The 19,477-nt window shown below is 45.0% G+C and carries 16 protein-coding genes and 1 other RNA gene; 2 read left to right on the forward strand and 15 right to left on the reverse strand.

Features of this window, described 5'->3' with window-relative positions:
• Positions 1 to 75: 75 nt before the first annotated feature.
• The 15 genes from ftsZ to rsmI all read right to left on the reverse strand — a co-directional run bounded on the left by ftsZ (position 76) and on the right by rsmI (position 17,242).
• Positions 76 to 1,293, reverse strand: a complete 1,218-nt coding sequence (ftsZ, locus tag ACRQQK_RS18920) for a cell division protein FtsZ (protein WP_457513994.1) — start codon at positions 1,291 to 1,293, stop codon at positions 76 to 78.
• A gap of 30 nt (positions 1,294 to 1,323) precedes the next feature.
• On the reverse strand, positions 1,324 to 2,586 hold the full coding sequence (gene ftsA, locus ACRQQK_RS18925) for a cell division protein FtsA (RefSeq protein ID WP_102940468.1): 1,263 nt from the start codon (positions 2,584 to 2,586) through the stop codon (positions 1,324 to 1,326).
• On the reverse strand, positions 2,579 to 3,328 hold the full coding sequence (locus tag ACRQQK_RS18930) for a cell division protein FtsQ/DivIB (RefSeq protein WP_457513997.1): 750 nt from the start codon (positions 3,326 to 3,328) through the stop codon (positions 2,579 to 2,581). Before ACRQQK_RS18930 ends, ftsA begins: the two co-directional genes overlap by 8 nt.
• A 215-nt stretch (positions 3,329 to 3,543) precedes the next feature.
• Entirely contained in the window at positions 3,544 to 5,004 is a 1,461-nt protein-coding gene (gene murC, locus ACRQQK_RS18935) for a UDP-N-acetylmuramate--L-alanine ligase (protein ID WP_457513999.1), read from the reverse strand.
• A gap of 10 nt (positions 5,005 to 5,014) precedes the next feature.
• A complete protein-coding gene (gene murG / locus ACRQQK_RS18940) occupies positions 5,015 to 6,079 on the reverse strand; it encodes an undecaprenyldiphospho-muramoylpentapeptide beta-N-acetylglucosaminyltransferase (RefSeq protein ID WP_457514001.1) in 1,065 nt (354 codons plus the stop codon).
• Complete coding sequence (gene ftsW / locus ACRQQK_RS18945; RefSeq protein WP_457514002.1) at positions 6,069 to 7,259, reverse strand: cell division protein FtsW; 1,191 nt, start codon at positions 7,257 to 7,259, stop codon at positions 6,069 to 6,071. Before ftsW ends, murG begins: the two co-directional genes overlap by 11 nt.
• A gap of 37 nt (positions 7,260 to 7,296) precedes the next feature.
• A complete protein-coding gene (gene murD / locus ACRQQK_RS18950; RefSeq protein ID WP_457514004.1) occupies positions 7,297 to 8,625 on the reverse strand; it encodes a UDP-N-acetylmuramoyl-L-alanine--D-glutamate ligase in 1,329 nt (442 codons plus the stop codon).
• A gap of 74 nt (positions 8,626 to 8,699) precedes the next feature.
• Positions 8,700 to 9,782, reverse strand: a complete 1,083-nt coding sequence (gene mraY, locus ACRQQK_RS18955) for a phospho-N-acetylmuramoyl-pentapeptide-transferase (protein ID WP_042480455.1) — start codon at positions 9,780 to 9,782, stop codon at positions 8,700 to 8,702.
• The gene (locus ACRQQK_RS18960) at positions 9,779 to 11,140 is read right to left on the reverse strand and encodes a UDP-N-acetylmuramoyl-tripeptide--D-alanyl-D-alanine ligase (protein WP_457514006.1); all 1,362 of its coding nucleotides are present in this window, start codon (positions 11,138 to 11,140) and stop codon (positions 9,779 to 9,781) included. Before ACRQQK_RS18960 ends, mraY begins: the two co-directional genes overlap by 4 nt.
• Positions 11,137 to 12,621: a UDP-N-acetylmuramoyl-L-alanyl-D-glutamate--2,6-diaminopimelate ligase gene (gene murE, locus ACRQQK_RS18965; protein WP_457514008.1), complete on the reverse strand. Its 1,485-nt coding sequence runs from the start codon at positions 12,619 to 12,621 to the stop codon at positions 11,137 to 11,139. Before murE ends, ACRQQK_RS18960 begins: the two co-directional genes overlap by 4 nt.
• Positions 12,622 to 12,641: 20 nt before the next feature.
• Positions 12,642 to 14,399, reverse strand: a complete 1,758-nt coding sequence (locus tag ACRQQK_RS18970; RefSeq protein ID WP_457514010.1) for a penicillin-binding transpeptidase domain-containing protein — start codon at positions 14,397 to 14,399, stop codon at positions 12,642 to 12,644.
• Complete coding sequence (ftsL, locus tag ACRQQK_RS18975; protein WP_457514012.1) at positions 14,396 to 14,713, reverse strand: cell division protein FtsL; 318 nt, start codon at positions 14,711 to 14,713, stop codon at positions 14,396 to 14,398. Before ftsL ends, ACRQQK_RS18970 begins: the two co-directional genes overlap by 4 nt.
• Before the next feature lie 7 nt (positions 14,714 to 14,720).
• Positions 14,721 to 15,671 carry a 16S rRNA (cytosine(1402)-N(4))-methyltransferase RsmH gene (gene rsmH, locus ACRQQK_RS18980; RefSeq protein ID WP_457514014.1) on the reverse strand — a complete coding sequence of 317 codons (951 nt, stop codon included), beginning with the start codon at positions 15,669 to 15,671 and terminating at the stop codon, positions 14,721 to 14,723.
• A 186-nt stretch (positions 15,672 to 15,857) separates the two neighbouring features.
• An RNA gene (gene rnpB / locus ACRQQK_RS18985) (RNase P RNA component class A) lies at positions 15,858 to 16,287 on the reverse strand.
• A gap of 91 nt (positions 16,288 to 16,378) precedes the next feature.
• A complete protein-coding gene (gene rsmI, locus ACRQQK_RS18990; RefSeq protein ID WP_457514016.1) occupies positions 16,379 to 17,242 on the reverse strand; it encodes a 16S rRNA (cytidine(1402)-2'-O)-methyltransferase in 864 nt (287 codons plus the stop codon).
• 70 nt (positions 17,243 to 17,312) lie between these two features.
• Here rsmI and ACRQQK_RS18995 point away from each other — a divergent pair, with 70 nt between their 5' ends.
• The gene (locus tag ACRQQK_RS18995) at positions 17,313 to 19,133 is read left to right on the forward strand and encodes a penicillin-binding protein activator (RefSeq protein ID WP_457514173.1); all 1,821 of its coding nucleotides are present in this window, start codon (positions 17,313 to 17,315) and stop codon (positions 19,131 to 19,133) included.
• Complete coding sequence (locus tag ACRQQK_RS19000; RefSeq protein WP_457514018.1) at positions 19,105 to 19,476, forward strand: YraN family protein; 372 nt, start codon at positions 19,105 to 19,107, stop codon at positions 19,474 to 19,476. Before ACRQQK_RS18995 ends, ACRQQK_RS19000 begins: the two co-directional genes overlap by 29 nt.
• Position 19,477: the final 1 nt, after the last annotated feature.

The following is a 19,477-nucleotide window of genomic DNA, read 5'->3' on the forward strand; positions in this document are numbered from 1 at the left end:
CACAAAGCTCGGCCGGTAACTTTACCGACCGACATATTACCAAAATTTTGAACACTGTCAAATTGTGGCGGTATTTTAATCAGCCTGACGACGTAAAAATGCAGGTATATCCAGATATCCACTCTCTTTTTCTGGCTTAGGTGCAACATTCTGCCCTTGGCTAGAACTAGAAGAAGAAACATTTGACGTCGGTGAAGGCTGTGCTTTCACTTCTGTCTTTTCATGCAAAGGCTGTGCCGGTTTCTCTTCCACTTTTGCTGCTACTGCAACTTGTGGTTGAGCGACTGCTGCAACTTTCGCTTTACCGCCTGCGACTAGAGTAATATCTGGCTTTCTTTCGTTACCAATACCTGTAGCTACAACCGTTACGCGAATTTCATCAGCCATATCTGGATCTAACGATGTACCGATAACGACAGTTGCATTGTCAGAAGCAAACGCTTTAACAGTGTTACCAACCGTTTCGAATTCATCAAGACGCATATCCAGACCGGCAGTGATGTTGACCAATACGCCGCGAGCACCAGCAAGATCAATGTCTTCTAGTAGAGGACTTGAAATTGCCATTTCAGCTGCTTCTTCAGCGCGGTCTTCACCTTTGGCAATACCACTACCCATCATAGCGTGGCCCATTTCAGACATTACTGTGCGTACGTCTGCAAAGTCCACGTTAATCATGCCAGGGCGAGTGATTAGCTCTGCAATCCCTTGTACTGCATTCTTAAGTACGTCATTCGCGCTAGCAAAGGCTTCAAGTAAAGTGATACCACGACCAAGTACTTTCAACAGTTTTTCATTTGGAATAGTAATTAAAGAGTCAACATGTTTAGAAAGCTCTTCAATTCCTTGTTCAGCAAACGCAAGACGTTTTTTACCTTCAAAGCTAAATGGTTTAGTCACTACAGCAACGGTTAAGATGCCAAGTTCTTTTGCCACTTCAGCAATCACAGGAGCAGCACCGGTACCGGTACCGCCGCCCATACCAGCTGCGATAAACACCATATCGGCACCAGCTAGTAATTCTTTAATTCGTTCTCGGCTTTCTAGAGCTGCATCACGTCCCACTTGAGGATTCGCACCCGCGCCCAAACCTTTAGTGATATCACCACCGATTTGAATGACGCTGCTTACGCTGGTTTTGCGAAGTGCTTGTGCATCCGTGTTGATACTGATGAATTCCACGCCTTCAATGGACTCACGCACCATATGTTCTACAGCGTTACCGCCGCCGCCACCAACTCCAACAACTTTAATTACCGCGTCGTCAGACATTTCCATCATCGGTTCAAACATGTGTTATCTCCGTTTTTCCTGCAACTCAGGTTAAAACTCTTTTTGTATCCAATTACGCAAACGACCAAATACACTAGACACTGATTGGCGCTTAGGCTCTTGAAACTCAATGTCGTCATTAATTTGACTGTCTTTCGCATAATGAAGTAAACCAACTGCCGTAGAATGATACGGCTCTTTAACGTAATCAGTAAGTCCACTCACTTCGAGAGGCTTACCTACCCTAACTTGATTGCGGAATACACGCTCTGCACATTCCACTAAACCTTCAATTTGCGAAGCACCACCAGTTAAAACTACACCCGCAGCTAAATGGTGTTTAATGCCTTCTTTTCGCAAATTCTCTTGGACAGTATCGATAGTCTGGTTAACTAAGCCCATTAATTCAGTGTAGCGAGGCTCAATCACTTCCGACAAGGTTTGACGCTGTAAACTTCGTGATGGTCTTCCGCCAACACTTGGTACATTTACCGTATCATCCTTACTCACCAACTCACTTAACGCGCAGCCGTACTTAACTTTTATCTCTTCAGCATCGTTAACTGGGGTGCCAAAAGCAAACGCTATATCGCTTGTAACCGCATTGCCCGCATATGAGAATACTTCTGTATGTCTTAGCGCACCACCAGTCCAAATAGCGATATCCATCGTACCTGCACCAATGTCAATAACACACACACCAAGCTCTCGTTCGTCTTCAGTGATAACCGCATTACTTGCTGCTAACCCTGAATACACTAACTGCTCAACTTTCAATCCGCAACGTTCAACAGCTTTAATAATGTTTCTCGCCATATCGCTATGGCAGGTAATCAAGTGCACGCTAACTTCCATGCGTACTCCGGATAATCCTAGCGGATTTTTTATACCTTCCTGATAATCAATCGTAAATTCTTGAGGAATGACATGCAAAATACGCTGTTCCTCACTAATTTTAATCGACTTCGCGGTATGAATAGCACGATCCATATCTTCTTGAGAAACTTCGCCCTCAGAAATAGTTCCCATGCCTTTTTCAATTCTACTTGTAATATGTCGACCAGAGATCGATAAAAACACATTACTGATTTGGCACTCAGCCATCAATTCAGCTTGGTCAATTGCACGCTGAACCGATTTAACCACCGACTCTAGATCATTTACGCCGCCTTTATCCATTCCTCTGGAAGGGCTGGTACCTGCGCCAATGATATTAATTTGACCGTCAGGGAGTAGTTCACCAACTAAGGCTGAAACGGTGGCTGTGCCTATATCGAGACCAACAATTAATTTGTCATCAGCTGTTTTACTCATCTGTGCTCTCTTGCGCTAATTCTTGATCAGGAAACCAACCAACGGCCGCTCCGGTATCGTATCTGAGATCGATATAACTCACTCGGTCAGCATCATTACCTAGCTGCTTGTAGAGTAAAAAGAAACGGTTAATTCGCTCTTCTAAAGACTCTTTTCCTAATTCTAAGCGAATTCCATTGTCTAAAATAATTTGCCAAGCTCGACGCTCGTTTAATACCAGAGAGGATATATTTAAGCCTATCTGCTGAAATTTAGGGCTGTATTGTTTCCAGACATTTAAAACTTCAGGTGCACTGCCATCAGGACCATAGAGTTTTACGTGTTCCTCATTTACTTGAGCAATATCGCCATTAAAGACAACACCTTTATCATCAAGTAACGAATTACCATTCCAAATAGCTTTAACCTGATATTCAGTTAAAAATACTTTTATTGTGTCTGGCCACTGTTTGCGGATTGAAGCATGAGATACCCAAGGAATTGACTGAGCACTGGATTGAAGCTCGTTAATATCCTGCGACATAAATGTGCCAATATGATCAAGTTGACCAAATGCACGCTGAACATCAAACGCGGATACGTATTGTAAGTCACCTTGCAAAACTATCTTTGAGAGCGGCAGCCTCTCTTCATCCCACATCCAACTGATAGTTGAATACAGCAAAATACCAACCAACAACAACACCATAAGCAAAAAGCTAGCACCAACTATGTGCTCTCTAACTAATGGTGAACGGGACATAATACGACCTTGAGAAAATGTACTACTTATCAAAGTTCGTTGTTCCTGTTGACGACTGGCAATTTAATTCCCTATTTCAATGTACAATAGAGGCAAAAGCAATAACTTTAACCTAAGGATTATACTGAGGACACTAAAAGTATCAAACACTCAAATAAATAAAACTGGTAGGAGTACCACCAATATCACGAATGGGACACCCATAAGCAACGAATTTAATATTTTTGCATCTTTTCAATATTCAATTGTAACGATTGTAAGTGTTTGGCTACTTTGCCCACATCACCAGCCCCTTGAGTCAGGACTAAGTCACCATCTTGTAATACATTAGCTAACACTGCAGGCAAAGTCTTACTATCTGAAACGAAGATAGGATCTACTTTTCCTCGACTGCGAATGGTTCGACAAAGTGAACGGCCATCTGCACCTGCAATTGGCTTTTCACCAGCAGAATAAACATCCAGCATAATCAGTACATCGACTTGCTCTAGCACATTCGCAAAATCGTCATAGAGATCGCGAGTACGGGTATAACGGTGTGGTTGGAATATCATCACGAGACGCTTATCTGTCCAGCCGCTACGAGCAGCTTTTATGGTAACGTCCACTTCTGTTGGGTGGTGACCGTAGTCGTCCACCAGCATTGCAACACCATTCCCCGTTTCGAACTCACCTAGATGGTCAAAACGACGGCCTGTCCCTTGCGTACTAATCAATGCTTTGAGAATAGCTTCATCGCTGATGTCATCTTCCGTCGCAACCGCTATTGCTGCTGAAGCATTAAGAGCATTGTGGCGACCAGGGATATTCAGCGTAATATCTAAATTCTCTTTTCCTTTACGAACAACGGTGAATTGACCTTGTTGTCCTTGCTGGCGGTAGTTTTCAATACGCACATCCGCATCGTCAGAGAAACCATAAGTGATAACCTGACGACTAACTCGTGGAATTAGTTCGCGGACCACTGGATCATCAATGCATAAAATGGCTTGACCGTAAAATGGCAAATTGTGCATGAAGTCGACGAACGTCTGCTTCAAAGTTTCAAAATCGCCACCATAGGTATCCATATGATCGGCTTCGATATTCGTTACAATTGTTGCCATAGGCTGCAAGTGCAAGAATGATGCATCACTCTCATCCGCTTCAGCAATTAGTACGCGGCTTGAACCTAAGCGAGCATTGGTGCCCGCACTTTTCACCAAGCCACCGTTGACAAACGTCGGATCCATACCCGCTTCTGAATAGATTTGAGTCACTAGAGCGGTTGTAGTTGTTTTGCCGTGCGTACCCGCAACTGCGATACCATGACGGAATCGCATCAACTCAGCTAACATTTCAGCTCGACGTACAATTGGAATACGCTTTTCACGAGCCGCCTGAATTTCTGGGTTTTGTTCATTAATCGCCGTTGATACAACCACTACACTTGCTTGGTCAACATTCGACTCTTGATGACCAATAAATACCATCGCGCCGATACTTTCTAAACGTTCGGTTACCGCATTAGTCGCGATATCAGAGCCTGTGATCTGATAACCTTCATTCAGCAACACTTCCGCTATACCGCTCATACCTGCACCACCTATGCCGATAAAGTGTATGCATTTAACTCGGCGCATTTCAGGCACCATTGCTCGGATTTGAGCTAAGTCTTGAGTATGTTTGATCTTCATGAATAGGTTCTCATTTCTCAGTAATAGCGATAATGGCATCAGCAACCACTTGGTCTGCATCTAATTTTGCTGCTTGACGAGCTTTGTTAGCCATATCTAATAATTGGGTACGTTCGAGTTGAGCAATAGTTTGACTGAGCTTTTCAACCGTCAATTGCGGTTGTTCTATCATTTTAGCGGCACCACACTCTACTAAATGGTCTGCATTCAGTGCTTGCTGTCTGTCTTTGTGCATGAACGGAATGAAAATAGCAGCAACGCCCGCTGCTGAAACTTCTGAAACCGTTAACGCTCCGGAGCGGCAAACTAACAAATCCGCCCATGCGTAAGCTTGCGCTACATCATCGATAAATTCGGTAACTTGAAAATTCTTCGCACCAGCAACTTGGTAAGTTTGCTCAACTTCCGCTTGATTGTCTTTACCAGCCTGGTGACGCACTTCATAGCCTTCGCCTAATTTCGCCATCACTTCCGGTAATGTTTGATTGAGAATTCTTGCACCTTGGCTGCCCCCCATGACCAGAACACGAATAGGGCCGCTACGTTCAGAAAAACGTTGAGTCGGTTCAGGGAGCTCAACGACATCCGTGCGAACAGGATTTCCGACCACAGGCGCATTCGGAAACGCACCATTAAAAGCCTGAAACACTCGTGATGCAATTTTCGATAACCATTGATTAGTTAAGCCTGCGACCGCATTTTGTTCATGCAGAATAACGGGAATACCTTGCAACCAAGCTGCGATCCCCCCCGGTCCGCTGACGTATCCGCCCATACCAAGTACAGCGTCAGGTTGCCAAGCTTTCATATGGCGTCTGGCTTGCAAAATAGCGTTGATGATTTGAAAAGGCGCTTTAATCAAACGAGCAATACCTTGCCCACGCAACCCTTTTACACGAATAAAATCAATCTCAATACCATGCTTGGGTACTAAGTCGGCTTCCATACGGTCAGCCGTACCTAACCAGCGAATATCCCAGCCTTGCTGTTGTAGCTTCTTCGCTACGGCCAATCCCGGAAAAACGTGACCGCCAGTACCACCAGCCATCACCATTAAACGTTTCTTATTCTTCATCCGTATTTTCTTCTATCTGTCGAACTCGTTCTACTCGGCATTCATGGTCAATACGAAGCAAAATAGATACTGCCACCGACATAACAATTAAACTGGAACCACCGTAACTAATCAGGGGTAAAGTAAGACCTTTGGTTGGCACCATACCAGCTGCGGCACCAACGTTAACCAACGTTTGGAAAGCAAACCAGATACCGATACTTAGAGCCAGATAGCCACCAAATTGGTGATCATGTTCAAATGCCTTCTTACCGATGAAAGCCGCTTTTAGAACCAGACTAAATATCAGCATTAAAATCAGTACTACGCCAACAAAACCAAGCTCTTCACCCACAACTGCAAATACAAAGTCTGTATGCGCTTCAGGAAGGTATTCCAGCTTCTGAATGGAATTACCTAGCCCCTGGCCAAACCACTCACCACGACCAAACGCCATCAATGACTGAGTTAGCTGATAACCACTTCCGAACGGGTCATCCCAAGGGTCAAGGAATGAGGTTACGCGGCGAATACGATAAGGTTCTGCGGCAATGAGTCCGACAATAACCAAGATACCCGCCACCATTAATGCGAGGAACTGAGACAACTTCGCACCAGCAATAAACAACATGCCGAACAAAGTCACCAGCATCACAACCACAGTACCTAAGTCCGGTTGCAACAGTAGTAATACCGCTAAAGCCATGAACACTAGAATCGGTTTGATGAAACCGCCAAAGAAAGTCTCTCTAACTTCATCCTGCTTACGAACCAAGTAACCCGACATAAAGATGAACAGAGTCAGCTTTGCTACCTCAGCTGGCTGTAAGTTAAATAGCCCTAAAGGAATCCAGCGAGATGCACCGTTAACCGATTTACCACCAATTAATACCACCACCAGTAACAAGAAAGAGACCGCCAGTAATACAGAGCTATATTTAGACCAGCGCTGGATAGGTATTTGCAAAATGACCGATGAGGTAATGATTGCGAGTAACAAGAACAGAGCGTGACGAAACATAAAGTGGAAAGGTTGATCTGTTAACCTTGAACTAATCGGAAACGATGCAGATGTCACCATCACAAGACCAATCAACATTAAACCTAATGCTATCCAGACGAGCTGACGATCAAACAAAGCCTCTGGGGAAGGTGTTCGTAGCCATTTATGAATAGAATTTATTGGTTTAAATCGTCCCAAAACATTACCTTTCGATTACTTGACTCTTAGGCGCAAGTTACTTGTCTGCAAATTGTTTAGCTAGAGCGGCAAACTGCTCGCCTCGGTCCATAAAGTTTTTAAACTGATCCATGCTGGCACAAGCGGGTGACAGTAACACCATATCACCTTGTTTTAGCTCAGAATGAATGGTTTTAACTACCTGCGCCATTGTGTCAAATCGACGTGCAGATGGGTGAAGGGAGATAAACTGATCGCCATCTGTGCCAAAACAACAAAGTTGGAGAGGTAAAGTTGCGAATACGTGCTTGAGCGAAGAAAAATCAGCACCTTTACCGAGTCCGCCGACCAACAGATACAAACGCCCATCCAGAGATAAGCCTGATAGCGCCGCTAGCGTGCTTGCTACGTTTGTGGCTTTCGAGTCATTTACCCACTTAACACCATTTTTGTCTTCAACCACCTGACAACGATGCGTCAATCCGGTGTAAGACTTCAATGCACTGAGCAGTGAGTCACTGTAATCAATACCAGCCGCTTTAAGTAACACCAGAACAGTTAATACATTGGCTACATTGTGACGCCCGACTAAGCTCAGCTCTGCCGATGGTAATACAGCTTCATCAACAGCCATTAGCCACTCTTGCCCTTGGTTCTCTTTAGTGTAGAAATCCGCAGGATTATCTAAGCCAAAACTCACCAGATTAGCGCTGTTTGAATCTGGATAGGTTTGACGATCATCGGCGTTCACAACTAAGGTTTCAGCATGTTCAAAGATGCGTAATTTAGCTTGGCGGTAAGATTCCATACCGTCATAGCGATCCATATGATCTTCAGAAAGATTTAAAAATGCTGCCGCTTTAAGCTTTAGGCTGGAAGTCGTTTCAAGTTGAAAACTCGACAGTTCAAGAACATAAAGATCAGAATCATCAGAGAGCAAATCGAGCGCTGGAACACCGATATTGCCACCAATCGAAGTTTTAATCCCAGCCGCATTGCCTAGCACACCCATGAGGTCGGTAACTGTACTTTTACCATTGGAGCCCGTAATTGCGACTACTGGTTTTTGCACTTGCCAAGCAAACAGTTCGATATCACCTACTACAGGAATATTGGTGGCAATAGCTTGTTGAATCTGCGGTGTCGCTAAAGCAATCCCCGGATTTGCCACGATCAAATCTGCGGCCAACAACCAATCCATATTCCAGCCGCCGCTATGTAAAGCAACGCCTGCCGGAAGCTGTTCTTTGCTAGGCGGATTTTCACGAGTATCAATCACTTTCACCTCAATTTGAGGATGAAACTTTCGCAGATAATTAACGACAGAGAGCCCGGTAATACCGAGCCCTACGACCACAACATGCTGAATGCCTTGCCAACGGTCCATTTTAAATCCATATCCTTTGGGGATGTTCCCCAATCATTATTTCTGTTTAGCTCGTAACTAACGTACCTTAGCGATTAACGTACTTTAAGTGTTGCTAAGCCAATTAAAACTAACACAATCGAGATGATCCAAAAACGCACGATTACGCGTGGCTCTGGCCAACCTTTTAGTTCATAGTGGTGATGAATTGGAGCCATACGGAAAATACGTTGACCACGTAGTTTGTATGAACCCACCTGTAGGATCACGGAAATAGTTTCCATGACGAATACACCACCCATGATAACCAACACAAATTCTTGGCGAACCAGTACCGCGATGGTGCCTAGAGCGCCACCAAGAGCCAGAGAACCGACATCGCCCATAAACACTTGTGCTGGGTAAGTGTTAAACCATAAGAAACCTAAGCCAGCACCAACAATAGCGGTACACACAACCACCAGCTCTGAAGTGTAAGGGATGTATGGAATATGAAGGTAACTTGCAAAGTTAACGTTACCCGTTGCCCATGCGATTACACCAAATCCAGCCGATACAAGCACCGTAGGCATAATAGCAAGGCCATCTAAACCATCTGTAAGGTTTACGGCGTTACTGGTACCGACAATGACAAAATAAGTCAGAACAATGTAGAGCATTCCCAACTGAGGCATGATGTCTTTGAAGAAAGGCACAACCAATTGAGTCGCAGCTGTATCTTTACCATGTGCATACAAGGCAAAAGCGACAACCAGAGCAATGGCTGATTGCCAGAAGTATTTCCAGCGAGCGATCAAACCATCAGTGTTTTTACGCACGACTTTACGATAGTCATCAACAAATCCGACAGCGCCATAACCGCCAAGAACCGCTAATACTGCCCAAACGTAAGGGTTGGAAAGATCCGCCCAAAGCAGAACCGTGGCAAAAATAGACGCTAAGATCATCACACCGCCCATAGTCGGTGTGCCACGCTTACTAAAGTGAGATTCAGGCCCGTCATTACGAACAACTTGACCAATTTGCAGAAGTTGTAAGCGCTTAATTAAGTGAGGTCCCATCCATAACGACAGTGCAAGTGCCGTCAAAATGCTCACAATTGCTCGAAATGATAGGTATTCGAACAAACGAAAAAACGAAAAATATGGCTGGAGTAACTCCGCTAGCCAAATAATCATGAGTAATTCTCCTTAAGAGCAGCAGCAATCTTACTCATACCTGCACTATTAGCGCCTTTGACTAACAGCACATGAGAACGATTCTGTTGTTGTTCTAGAACCTGCTCGATGAAACTGATCATCTCTTGATGACTTTCAAAATGCTTACCATGACAAACATCGCTAATCACTTTCGCATCAGCGCCATAGGTCAAGACAAATTCAAAATTGAATGGTGCAGCATGTTCTCCGACTTGTTGGTGAAGTGCAAGACTTTCATCACCCAACTCAGCCATATTGCCTAAAATTAACCAACGGCTGTCAGAAAAACTCGCCAGCAAGTCAACCGCAGCTTTCATAGCCGGAACGCTCGCGTTATAACTGTCATCAATTAAGGTGATGTTATTGGTTAACTTTTGCACATCCACTCGGCCTTTTACCTTAGGTAAATGAGACAAACCAAATTGAATTTCGTTTAACGTCGCGCCCATTTCAATTGCCAGAGTCGATGCCGCTAGCGCATTCGACACGTTGTGCTGGCCAACGATGTTTAAAGAAATATTGACCTCACCGACTGGTGTCACCATATCAAATGAGGCTTGACCGGCTGAATCCAGTTGAACGTTCTTAGCATGAAAATCTGCACTCGTGTTCAGCGCTGAAAAGGTTTTCACCGTTTTGTCTGCCAATACAGATTGCCACAGTTCGCCACCATTGCTTTCAAGATTGACTATCGCCGTACTTGCAGCTTTTAAACCTTGATAAATTTCACCTTTGGCACGTTTCACGCCGTCAATAGAGCCAAAGCCTTCCAAGTGTGCAGCAGCCACATTGTTCACTAGGGCTACGTCTGGTTGAACAAGTTTGGTGGTATAAGCGATTTCACCAATGTGGTTTGCACCTAGTTCGATGACTGCGTAATCATCTTGCTCCGTCGAACGAAGCAGAGTCAGAGGCACACCAATGTCATTGTTAAAGTTACCTGAAGTGAAAAGTACCTGCCCTTTGGAAGACAAAATACTCGCCACCATCTCTTTGACGGTGGTTTTACCGCAACTACCAGTAATCGCTACTGTCGGGGTAGAGCACATTTTGTGAACCCATGCACCGAGCTTACCCAATGCTAATTTGCTATTGGCAACAATTAACTGCGGTAAAGCAATATCTAACTCTCGTTCCACCACAAGAGCACAAGCGCCATTATCCAAAGCTTGCTGGGCAAAGTCGTGCGCATCAAAACGCTCACCGACCAAAGCAACAAATAGCGCCTTCTCTGGCACCTGACGAGTGTCAGTAGTCACCGCTTCGATATTGCAGTCTTGACCGACTAAACGCGCACTTAAAACTTCACTTAACTGGGATAAAGATGTCTTAATCATAATGCTAACCCCAATAAGGTTTGAGCAGACTCTCGGTCTGAATAATGAACGGTTTCATGCGCCAGTACTTGGTAATCTTCATGGCCTTTTCCGGCCAGCAGGATGATGTCATCCGCTTGTGCATTATCAACCGCAAATTTTGCTGCCAGATAACGGCTGTGCTCAACCTGAGCTTCATTCGGTTTGTCTAAGCCTGCCAGCATATCTTGTACAATCGCGGCTGGATCTTCACTACGCGGATTGTCATCAGTGAGGATGACACGATCGGCAAACTTTTCAGCAATTGAAGCCATCATAGGGCGTTTGCCCTTATCTCGGTCACCACCACAGCCAACAATTGCCCAAAGCTTACCGCTGCAATGCACTCGAAGCGCCAGCAGCGCTTTCTCTAATGCGTCAGGAGTATGGGCATAATCCACCACAACTTTTGCTTTATTCGGCACTTGGAACAGTTCCATGCGGCCAAGCACTGGTTTTAATTGTGGCGCGGTTTTGATTAGCTCGTCTTTTGCAAAACCCAGCGATAACATCGTCGCAAAAGCTTGCATGACATTCGAAGCGTTAAACTCACCAATCAAAGGAACGTGCAGTTCGCCAGCGCCCCAACTACCGTCAAAACTAAGGATAATCCCCGTTTCTGCATAATTAACTTGTGTTGTCCAAAGCGCTCGCTCTGTATTAGGTTTTGATTTCAGAGAAATGCCAACAGCGTGAGGTAGCTTAGCGCTCCACTCCAAGCCAACTGCATCATCAACATTGATGATCGCATTTTTACATTGGTGTTCGGTAAAGAGAGAGAATTTAGCTTTCGCATATTCTTCCATGGTGCCGTGATAATCCAGATGATCACGACTTAGGTTCGAAAATACGCCGACATCAAAATTGAGCTTTTTCACTCGCCCTTGCACCAAACCATGGGAAGAGACTTCTAAAGCGGTGAAGTCTGCACCCTGCTTAGCTAGATGATGCAACTGAGCCTGAATCTCAATCGCGCTGCCAGTGGTGTTTGCTGCAGGAGCTAAATTAGCAAGGAAACCATTACCTGTTGTTCCCATCACCGCCGCTTTTTGCCCCAATAAATCAATCCATTGTGCGATGAGCTGAGTGATGGTGGTTTTACCATTGGTTCCGGTAACGCCCACTAAACGACTTTGGTGAGAACCATACAGATTTCCAGCCAGTTGGGACAGATGCTGATCAAGCTGATCAATATAGATAACTGGAACATCCGATTTCCATTCAACATAGCCGTGATTGTTGAGCGAACACGCTTGAGCTAACACGGCATTCGCGCCACGTTCTATGGCAGTATCTATAAATTTTCTACCATCAACGGCATGGCCAACGATGGCAACAAAAGTATCACCAGCCTGAATTTTACGGCTGTCGAGATCTAAACGAGTAACAGATATATTGGCCCAAGCTGGGTTTGCTTGAAGCCAAGGAGAGATAAGTTCAGATAAAGCCTTACTAGTGTTCATACGGATTCTCACACTAATTGTTATTCTTGAAATTTGTTTTCGTCAGGGACAATGTTCAGAATTTGCAATGCCCCTTTCATGATCTCTGAGAAAACAGGACCCGCTACTGCGCCGCCGTAGTAGGAATCACCTTGCGGTTCATTGACCATCACCACCAGCGAAATTCTCGGATCGCTAACTGGAGCAACACCAGCTGTGTAAGCAAAGTATTCATCACTATAGCCACCAGCAATAGCTTTACGCGATGTTCCTGATTTTGCTGCAATACGATACCCCGGAACCGCAGCCTTAACCGCTGTACCACCAGGTTGAGTCACTGTTTCTAACATTTCCAACACTTGTTTTGCGTACTTAGCGTCTACCACGCGATGAGACAAATCCTGTTGATTGTTCTCGATAATATGAATAGGTTGGTAAACCCCGAAATTACCTAAAGTGGCATAAGCATGTGCTAATTGGATTGGGGTAATTGCTAGGCCGTAACCAAAAGCAAGTGTGGCAATTTCAAATTGCGACCAACGATTACGGCTTGGGAAAATACCTGCGGTTTCACCAACAAGGTTTAGCCCCGACATTTCTCCGAGGCCAACAGAGTTATACATGCCCAAAAGCGCTTCGAGAGGCATTTGAAGAGCAAGTTTAGTCACACCAACATTGCTCGACTTCTTCAAAATCATTTGCAGATTAGCTTTGCCGACTTTTGATGTATCACGCACACGGCTACCGCCGATCTGCAGCACGCCATCACCGGTATCAATAATGGTGTTTTTATCTGCAATACCATTCGCCAGAGCAGCAAGAACAACAAAAGGCTTCACTGTTGACCCCGGTTCAAACGCATCCGTAATCACACGGTTACGCATTTTGAAACTTTGCCAGTCGTTACGGTTATTCGGGTTGTATGAAGGTGCATTCACCATCGCCAATACGGCACCGGTTTTTACATCTAACATCACAGCAGAGGCGGATGTTGCGCGGTAGTCGGCCATCGCCTGTTTCACCGCACGGAAAGCGATCGCTTGCAGACGTTGGTCAACAGTGAGTTGTAGTGGTTTCCCTTCCTCACTTTCTTCTAGAGAGATGTTTTCCACTACGCGACCATATCTGTCTTTACGAATAATGCTTTTACCTGATTCACCAGTCAGCCACTTATCGTAGCTGCGCTCAGCACCTTCCAGACCATGACCATCAATCCCTGTTACACCAATGAGATGAGCACTGACTTCACCCGCCGGATAATAGCGACGAGATTCGGCTTTTAGACCAACGCCATTGAGTTTTAGCTCACGAATGTATTTCGCCATAGCGGGGCTGACTTGGCGTTGCAAGTAGATAAAACGGCGAGAGCTGTTGTCTGAGATTTTTTTCAACAGTGCGTTACGGTCTAATCCCAAAACATCAGCAAGTGCATGCCAGCGATCTTTTTCCTGTAAACCACCGTGTTTAAAGATGGCTACCGGATCTGCCCAGACCGCTTCCACGGGAACACTAACAGCGATAGCTTCACCATTTCTGTCTGAGATAATACCGCGCGCCGAGTGCAATTCTTTTGCACGAATAGAGCGCATGTCCCCTTCGCGGATTAAGTTGTCAGGCTCGATAACTTGGATAAAAGCGACTCGGCCGATAAGCGCGGTCATAGCAGCCAAAAGAAAGAAAATAAGCAAATAGAAACGCCAGCGGATGAAAACTTGAGCTGGCATCGCTTCTTTGGATGGAACAGGTTTAGTGGCTGATTTATTCGATTTAGCTTTTGCTTGAACTGGCTTTTTTTTCATTTCAGGTTAACCACAACTTCCTTATCCGCATCCGGACGTTTCATTTCCAGATCTTTTTGAGCCAGTTCCTGCACACGGCTATGTTCGGCAAGGGCCGTTTCTTCAATGATCAAATTTCGCCATTCACTATCTAATCTATCCCTTTCCATAAACGCCTGATCTTTTTCAGAAATAGCTTGGCGAGTGTGATGGGTGGTAAATACCACACCCATTGCACTCGCAAAGATCAAGATTAATAACACTAACGGCACCCGACCCACAGTAAACAGGTCAACGACGATCAGTTTGGCAAGGTTAGTTTTAGATTGATGCATAAATAAATCAAAGTTTCTCAGCAATACGCAGAACCGAACTGCGTGAGCGTGGATTCATTTCAACTTCTTCTTTCGAAGGCATAATAGCTTTGCCTATCGCTTTTAAATTTGCGCTACCCAAAGCTTTGATTTGGTCTTGAGTAAGAGGAATACCATGAGGAACTTCCGGTCCTTTGCTTTCTTTACGAATAAAGCGTTTCACCATGCGATCTTCTAACGAGTGAAAGCTTATCACCGATAAACGGCCTTCAGGAGCCAGAATTGATGCCGCACCTTTTAATGCCGTATCAATTTCTTCCAGTTCGCTGTTGATGTAAATACGAAATGCTTGGAAAGCGCGAGTTGCTGGGTGCTTTTTCTCTTTGAAACTTTTCGGAGCAGCTTCAGAAATTAACTTTGCTAGTTGACTGGTACGCGTTAGCGGCTCGCTCTCTTCGTCTTCACGATAAGCAACAATCGCTTTAGCGATACGGCGAGCATGCTTGTCTTCACCAAACTCACGAATAACCCAAGTAATGTCATCAAGGTCAGCTTCCATCAACCACTGGGAAACAGAGATACCTGACGTTGGGTCCATACGCATATCCAGCGGGCCGTCTTTCATAAAGCTGAAGCCTCGTTCTGCGTCATCAAGTTGTGGCGACGATACACCTAAGTCAAACAGCACACCATCGACTTTTCCAACCAAATCATAACGTTCAGCGTACTCAGCGATACCAGAGAATGGGCCATGTACGATAGTGAAACGAGGGTCATCAATCTTCTGAGCTTCTGCGATGGCTTGTGGATCGCGGTCAATGCTATATAGACGACCGTTTTCACCCAGTTTAGATAGAATGGTACGACTGTGGCCACCACGGCCAAAAGTTCCATCAATATAGATACCATCAGGTTTGATAGCTAAGCCATCAATTGATTCATGAAGAAGTACAGAAATATGTTGGAAAGTGTCAGTCATAAGTTTCTCGTTCTGCGGGCCAGCCCGTACATAATCATCCTGTAGTGTACCGAATTCTTACACTACTGCTACCCATAAGCGCTTACAGGGCGTGACATTGTACTAAGTTTAGTGGTTTTGCTATCAACTAAGTCAATATAAAGCAAAAAACCCATCATAACGAGGTAGTTATGATGGGTCTGAAATAGGTGGAGTCGACGTATAAGCCGGGTTCTGTTCCGCTTGCGCGGCAGTAGCCATTCGTCTAGGCCAGCAATCACTCACTGGCTCAAGCAACCTACCCGCCTCCTTACGCGAGCAACGCAATGTGGAGGCCTATTTGGTCTTGCTCCGGGTGGAGTTTACCTTGCTACGAACTGTTGCCAGTCGCACGGTGCGCTCTTACCGCACCCTTTCACCCTTACCTGATCCCTTACGGGCCATCGGCGGTCTTCTCTCTGCTGCACTTGTCGTAGGCTTGCGCCCCCCAGGCGTTACCTGGCACCCTGCTCTATGGAGCCCGGACTTTCCTCCCCTTTGTCAGTCTCCCGAAGGACGTCAGCGTCAGTCTCCCAAAGGACTTCAACGCCAGTCTCCCGAAGGACATCAACAAAGCAGCGACTACCCAGTCAACTCCGAGCGCGAATTCTATAGATAACTCAACGCAGTGTCTAGGAAGAATGCCTTTTACTCGGTAATTAACACTCAGGTGCTTAAAATCCAGACGATTAATCCAGATTTTCCAATCCCCACTTATAAAGTGCATTTTTCTTCAAGTTGTAGATTTCAGCAGCAAGCGCTGCCGCTTTCTTTAGAGGTAATTCTTTAGTCAAAATGGCTAGAGTACGCAATGCTTCATCAGGGAGAGCTTCGTCTGCTTGCTCTCTGTGTCCATGGATAAGCAGCACCATTTCACCACGTTTGCGGTTTTCGTCTTCTTCAATCCATTCAATCAACTCGCCAAGCGGCATGCCTTGAATCGTTTCAAAAGTTTTCGTCAACTCACGAGCCAATACCACTTCTCTATCTGGACCAAGAACGGACAGCATATCTTGCAGCGATTCCGTAATACGATGCGGAGATTCATAGAAGATACAAGTGCGTTCAACTTTTGCAATTTGCATAAATTTATCTTTACGACCTTTGCTTTTAGCCGGCAAGAAGCCTTCAAAGCTAAAGCGGTCTGACGGCAGACCAGAGGCACTTAACGCTGTAATTACCGCACACGCACCAGGAAGTGGCACAACTTTAACTCCAACCTGACGACATTGCGTCACCAAGTGGTATCCTGGGTCACTGATAAGTGGTGTTCCAGCATCTGAAACCAATGCAATTGATTCCCCAGCTAACAATTTTTCAACTAATACTTGAGCTTTTTGTTGTTCGTTGTGATCATGCAAAGCGAAGGTTTTGGTTTGGATATTAAAGTGAGAAAGTAATTTGCCAGTATGGCGAGTATCTTCTGCTGCGATAACATCAACACTTGAGAGCACGTCTAAGGCGCGCTGGGTAATATCCCCTAAATTGCCTATCGGAGTAGGAACAATGTATAAAGTTGGGACCTCTGCCGGCAAGGTTTTGTTATCTGTCATTTGTTTACCATCACTTCAACGATTAATATAGAGACAATTTCACTCGGGATAATGAAAAGAACTCATGGCTATAAATAACCATCAGAGAATCAGTGTACCACGCTTACTCGCTCCAGTTGCATTAGCAATAACGTTAGCAGCTTGTTCGTCTAAACCTTCAGCACCTCAATACGTTGATATCACCGCTGAAGCGAACCAGCCGACACAAAATTATCTTATGAAAGCAGACAGTAGTCAGGGTAGCTTGCAAAACGACTGGTTAATTATGGCCATGAAAGCGGCTATCGCGAGTAACAACACAGAGCAAGCTCAGTTACTCATTTACCGACTGTCAAAACAGAATCTTAGTGAAGTACAACAAGCTGAATGGCAAATGGGCAAAGCTCAGCTTTCTATGAATGCTGAACAGTATAGCCAAGCGCTGAATCAGCTTAACTTTAACGCTCAATGGACGTTAGCGGATTCTCAATGGGTTCAATACCATCAAATGAGAGCAGATATTTTCACCGCGCTTGATCGTCCGTTTGATACTAGCCGCGAGTTGTCTGCACTTTATGGTCTGATCCCGAGTGATCAAGAAGAAGCCATATCTGATCAAATTTGGGCTAATTTACAACGCTATTCAGGTCAAACCATCACTCAACTGACGACGCAACCGGAAGAAGAAATTTTAGACGGCTGGTTACAACTGGCTATCTACGTGAAGACGTTTGGCAACGATATTCCACAACTAAAGAACACCCTTGAGAAATGGCTGGCAGAAAATGCTAACCATCCTGCAGCAACATATAGGCCTAAATCGATTACCGACATCTTAAGTCTTACCATTATCCAACCAGTGAACACGGCGTTACTGCTGCCACTTACAGGAAAATTTGATAAACAGGCTCAGTTAATTCGTGATGGTTTCATTATGGCGATGATGAATGACGAAAAACGTGAAGATAACGCAACACTAACTATTATCGACACCAACACTGAGTCTTTAGATGCAATAAAAGCTAAAGTCCAAGAGAAACAGATTGATTTCATTGTTGGTCCTCTGCTTAAAGAAAATATCGCACAGATGCAGCAGCAACACAGGACTGAAGAGCGCACGATCCCAAGTCTTGCGTTGAATATTCCAGATGAATTGATCGAAGGCACTGATATTTGTTACCTCGCACTGTCTCCTGAGCAGGAAGTTGCACAAGCGGCTAAACACCTAGCAGCTGAAGGCGCGCAATATCCTCTGATTCTTGCGCCTCAAAGTAGTTATGGCGAACGCGTTGTTGAAGCTTTCAATGATGAATGGCGTAAATACAGTAACAACAAAGTCGCTGTGAACCTGTTTGGTGACAAACGCCAGCTTCAACGCAGTATAAACAATGTATTTGGTTTGCAAGATAGCCAGCAGAACATTGCTCAGATGGAAGGATTACTCAACATCAAACTTGAGAGCCAGCCTCGTAGCCGTCGCGATATCGATGCGGTATACATTTTTGCAAGCAGTGATGAACTCACTCTGATTAAGCCATTTATTGAAGTGGCGATTAACCCTGACACTCGCCCACCAAAACTTTACTCAAATTCAAAAAGTAACGGTGGTGGTCGTCAGTATGAAGACTTAACTGGCGTCAGCTACAGCGATATTCCTCTTCTCATTCATCCTCAGCCAGAAATCTCTGAACAAATGGAGCGCTTGTGGCCTAAAGACTCAAACGCAGAACGCCGATTACAGGCTCTGGGTATGGATGCTTATCGTTTAATGGTTGAACTTCCACAGATGAAAACCGTCGAAGGATATACCATTGATGGTCAGACAGGTGTACTCAGTATTGATGACCAATGTGTAGTGCAGCGCGAAATCAGTTGGGCAGAGCATGGCGCTACTTCTGAGCAAGCGCAGTAAAGGCGAGCAGTTTGAACAGATGGCGGCGGAACATCTACGCCGCCAAGGTTTATCTCTAATTGATAAAAACTTCCTTGCACGAGGTGGTGAGTTAGACCTGATAATGAAAGAAAACAGCACCATCGTTTTTGTCGAGGTTAAGTATCGCGCCAGTCAGGCTTATGGTCACGCAGCGGAAAGTGTGACCCGACAAAAACAGCACCGCTTGATCAAAGCGGCTAATTGGTGGATGCTCAAGCAAGGCTTAAATGCTGATGCTACAGATTTTAGATTTGATGTGGTCGCTATTCACAATAATGGTAATCATATCGAGTGGATAAAAAACGCAATTACCGAAGGATAAT

Source organism: Vibrio sp. C8, assembly GCF_054051265.1.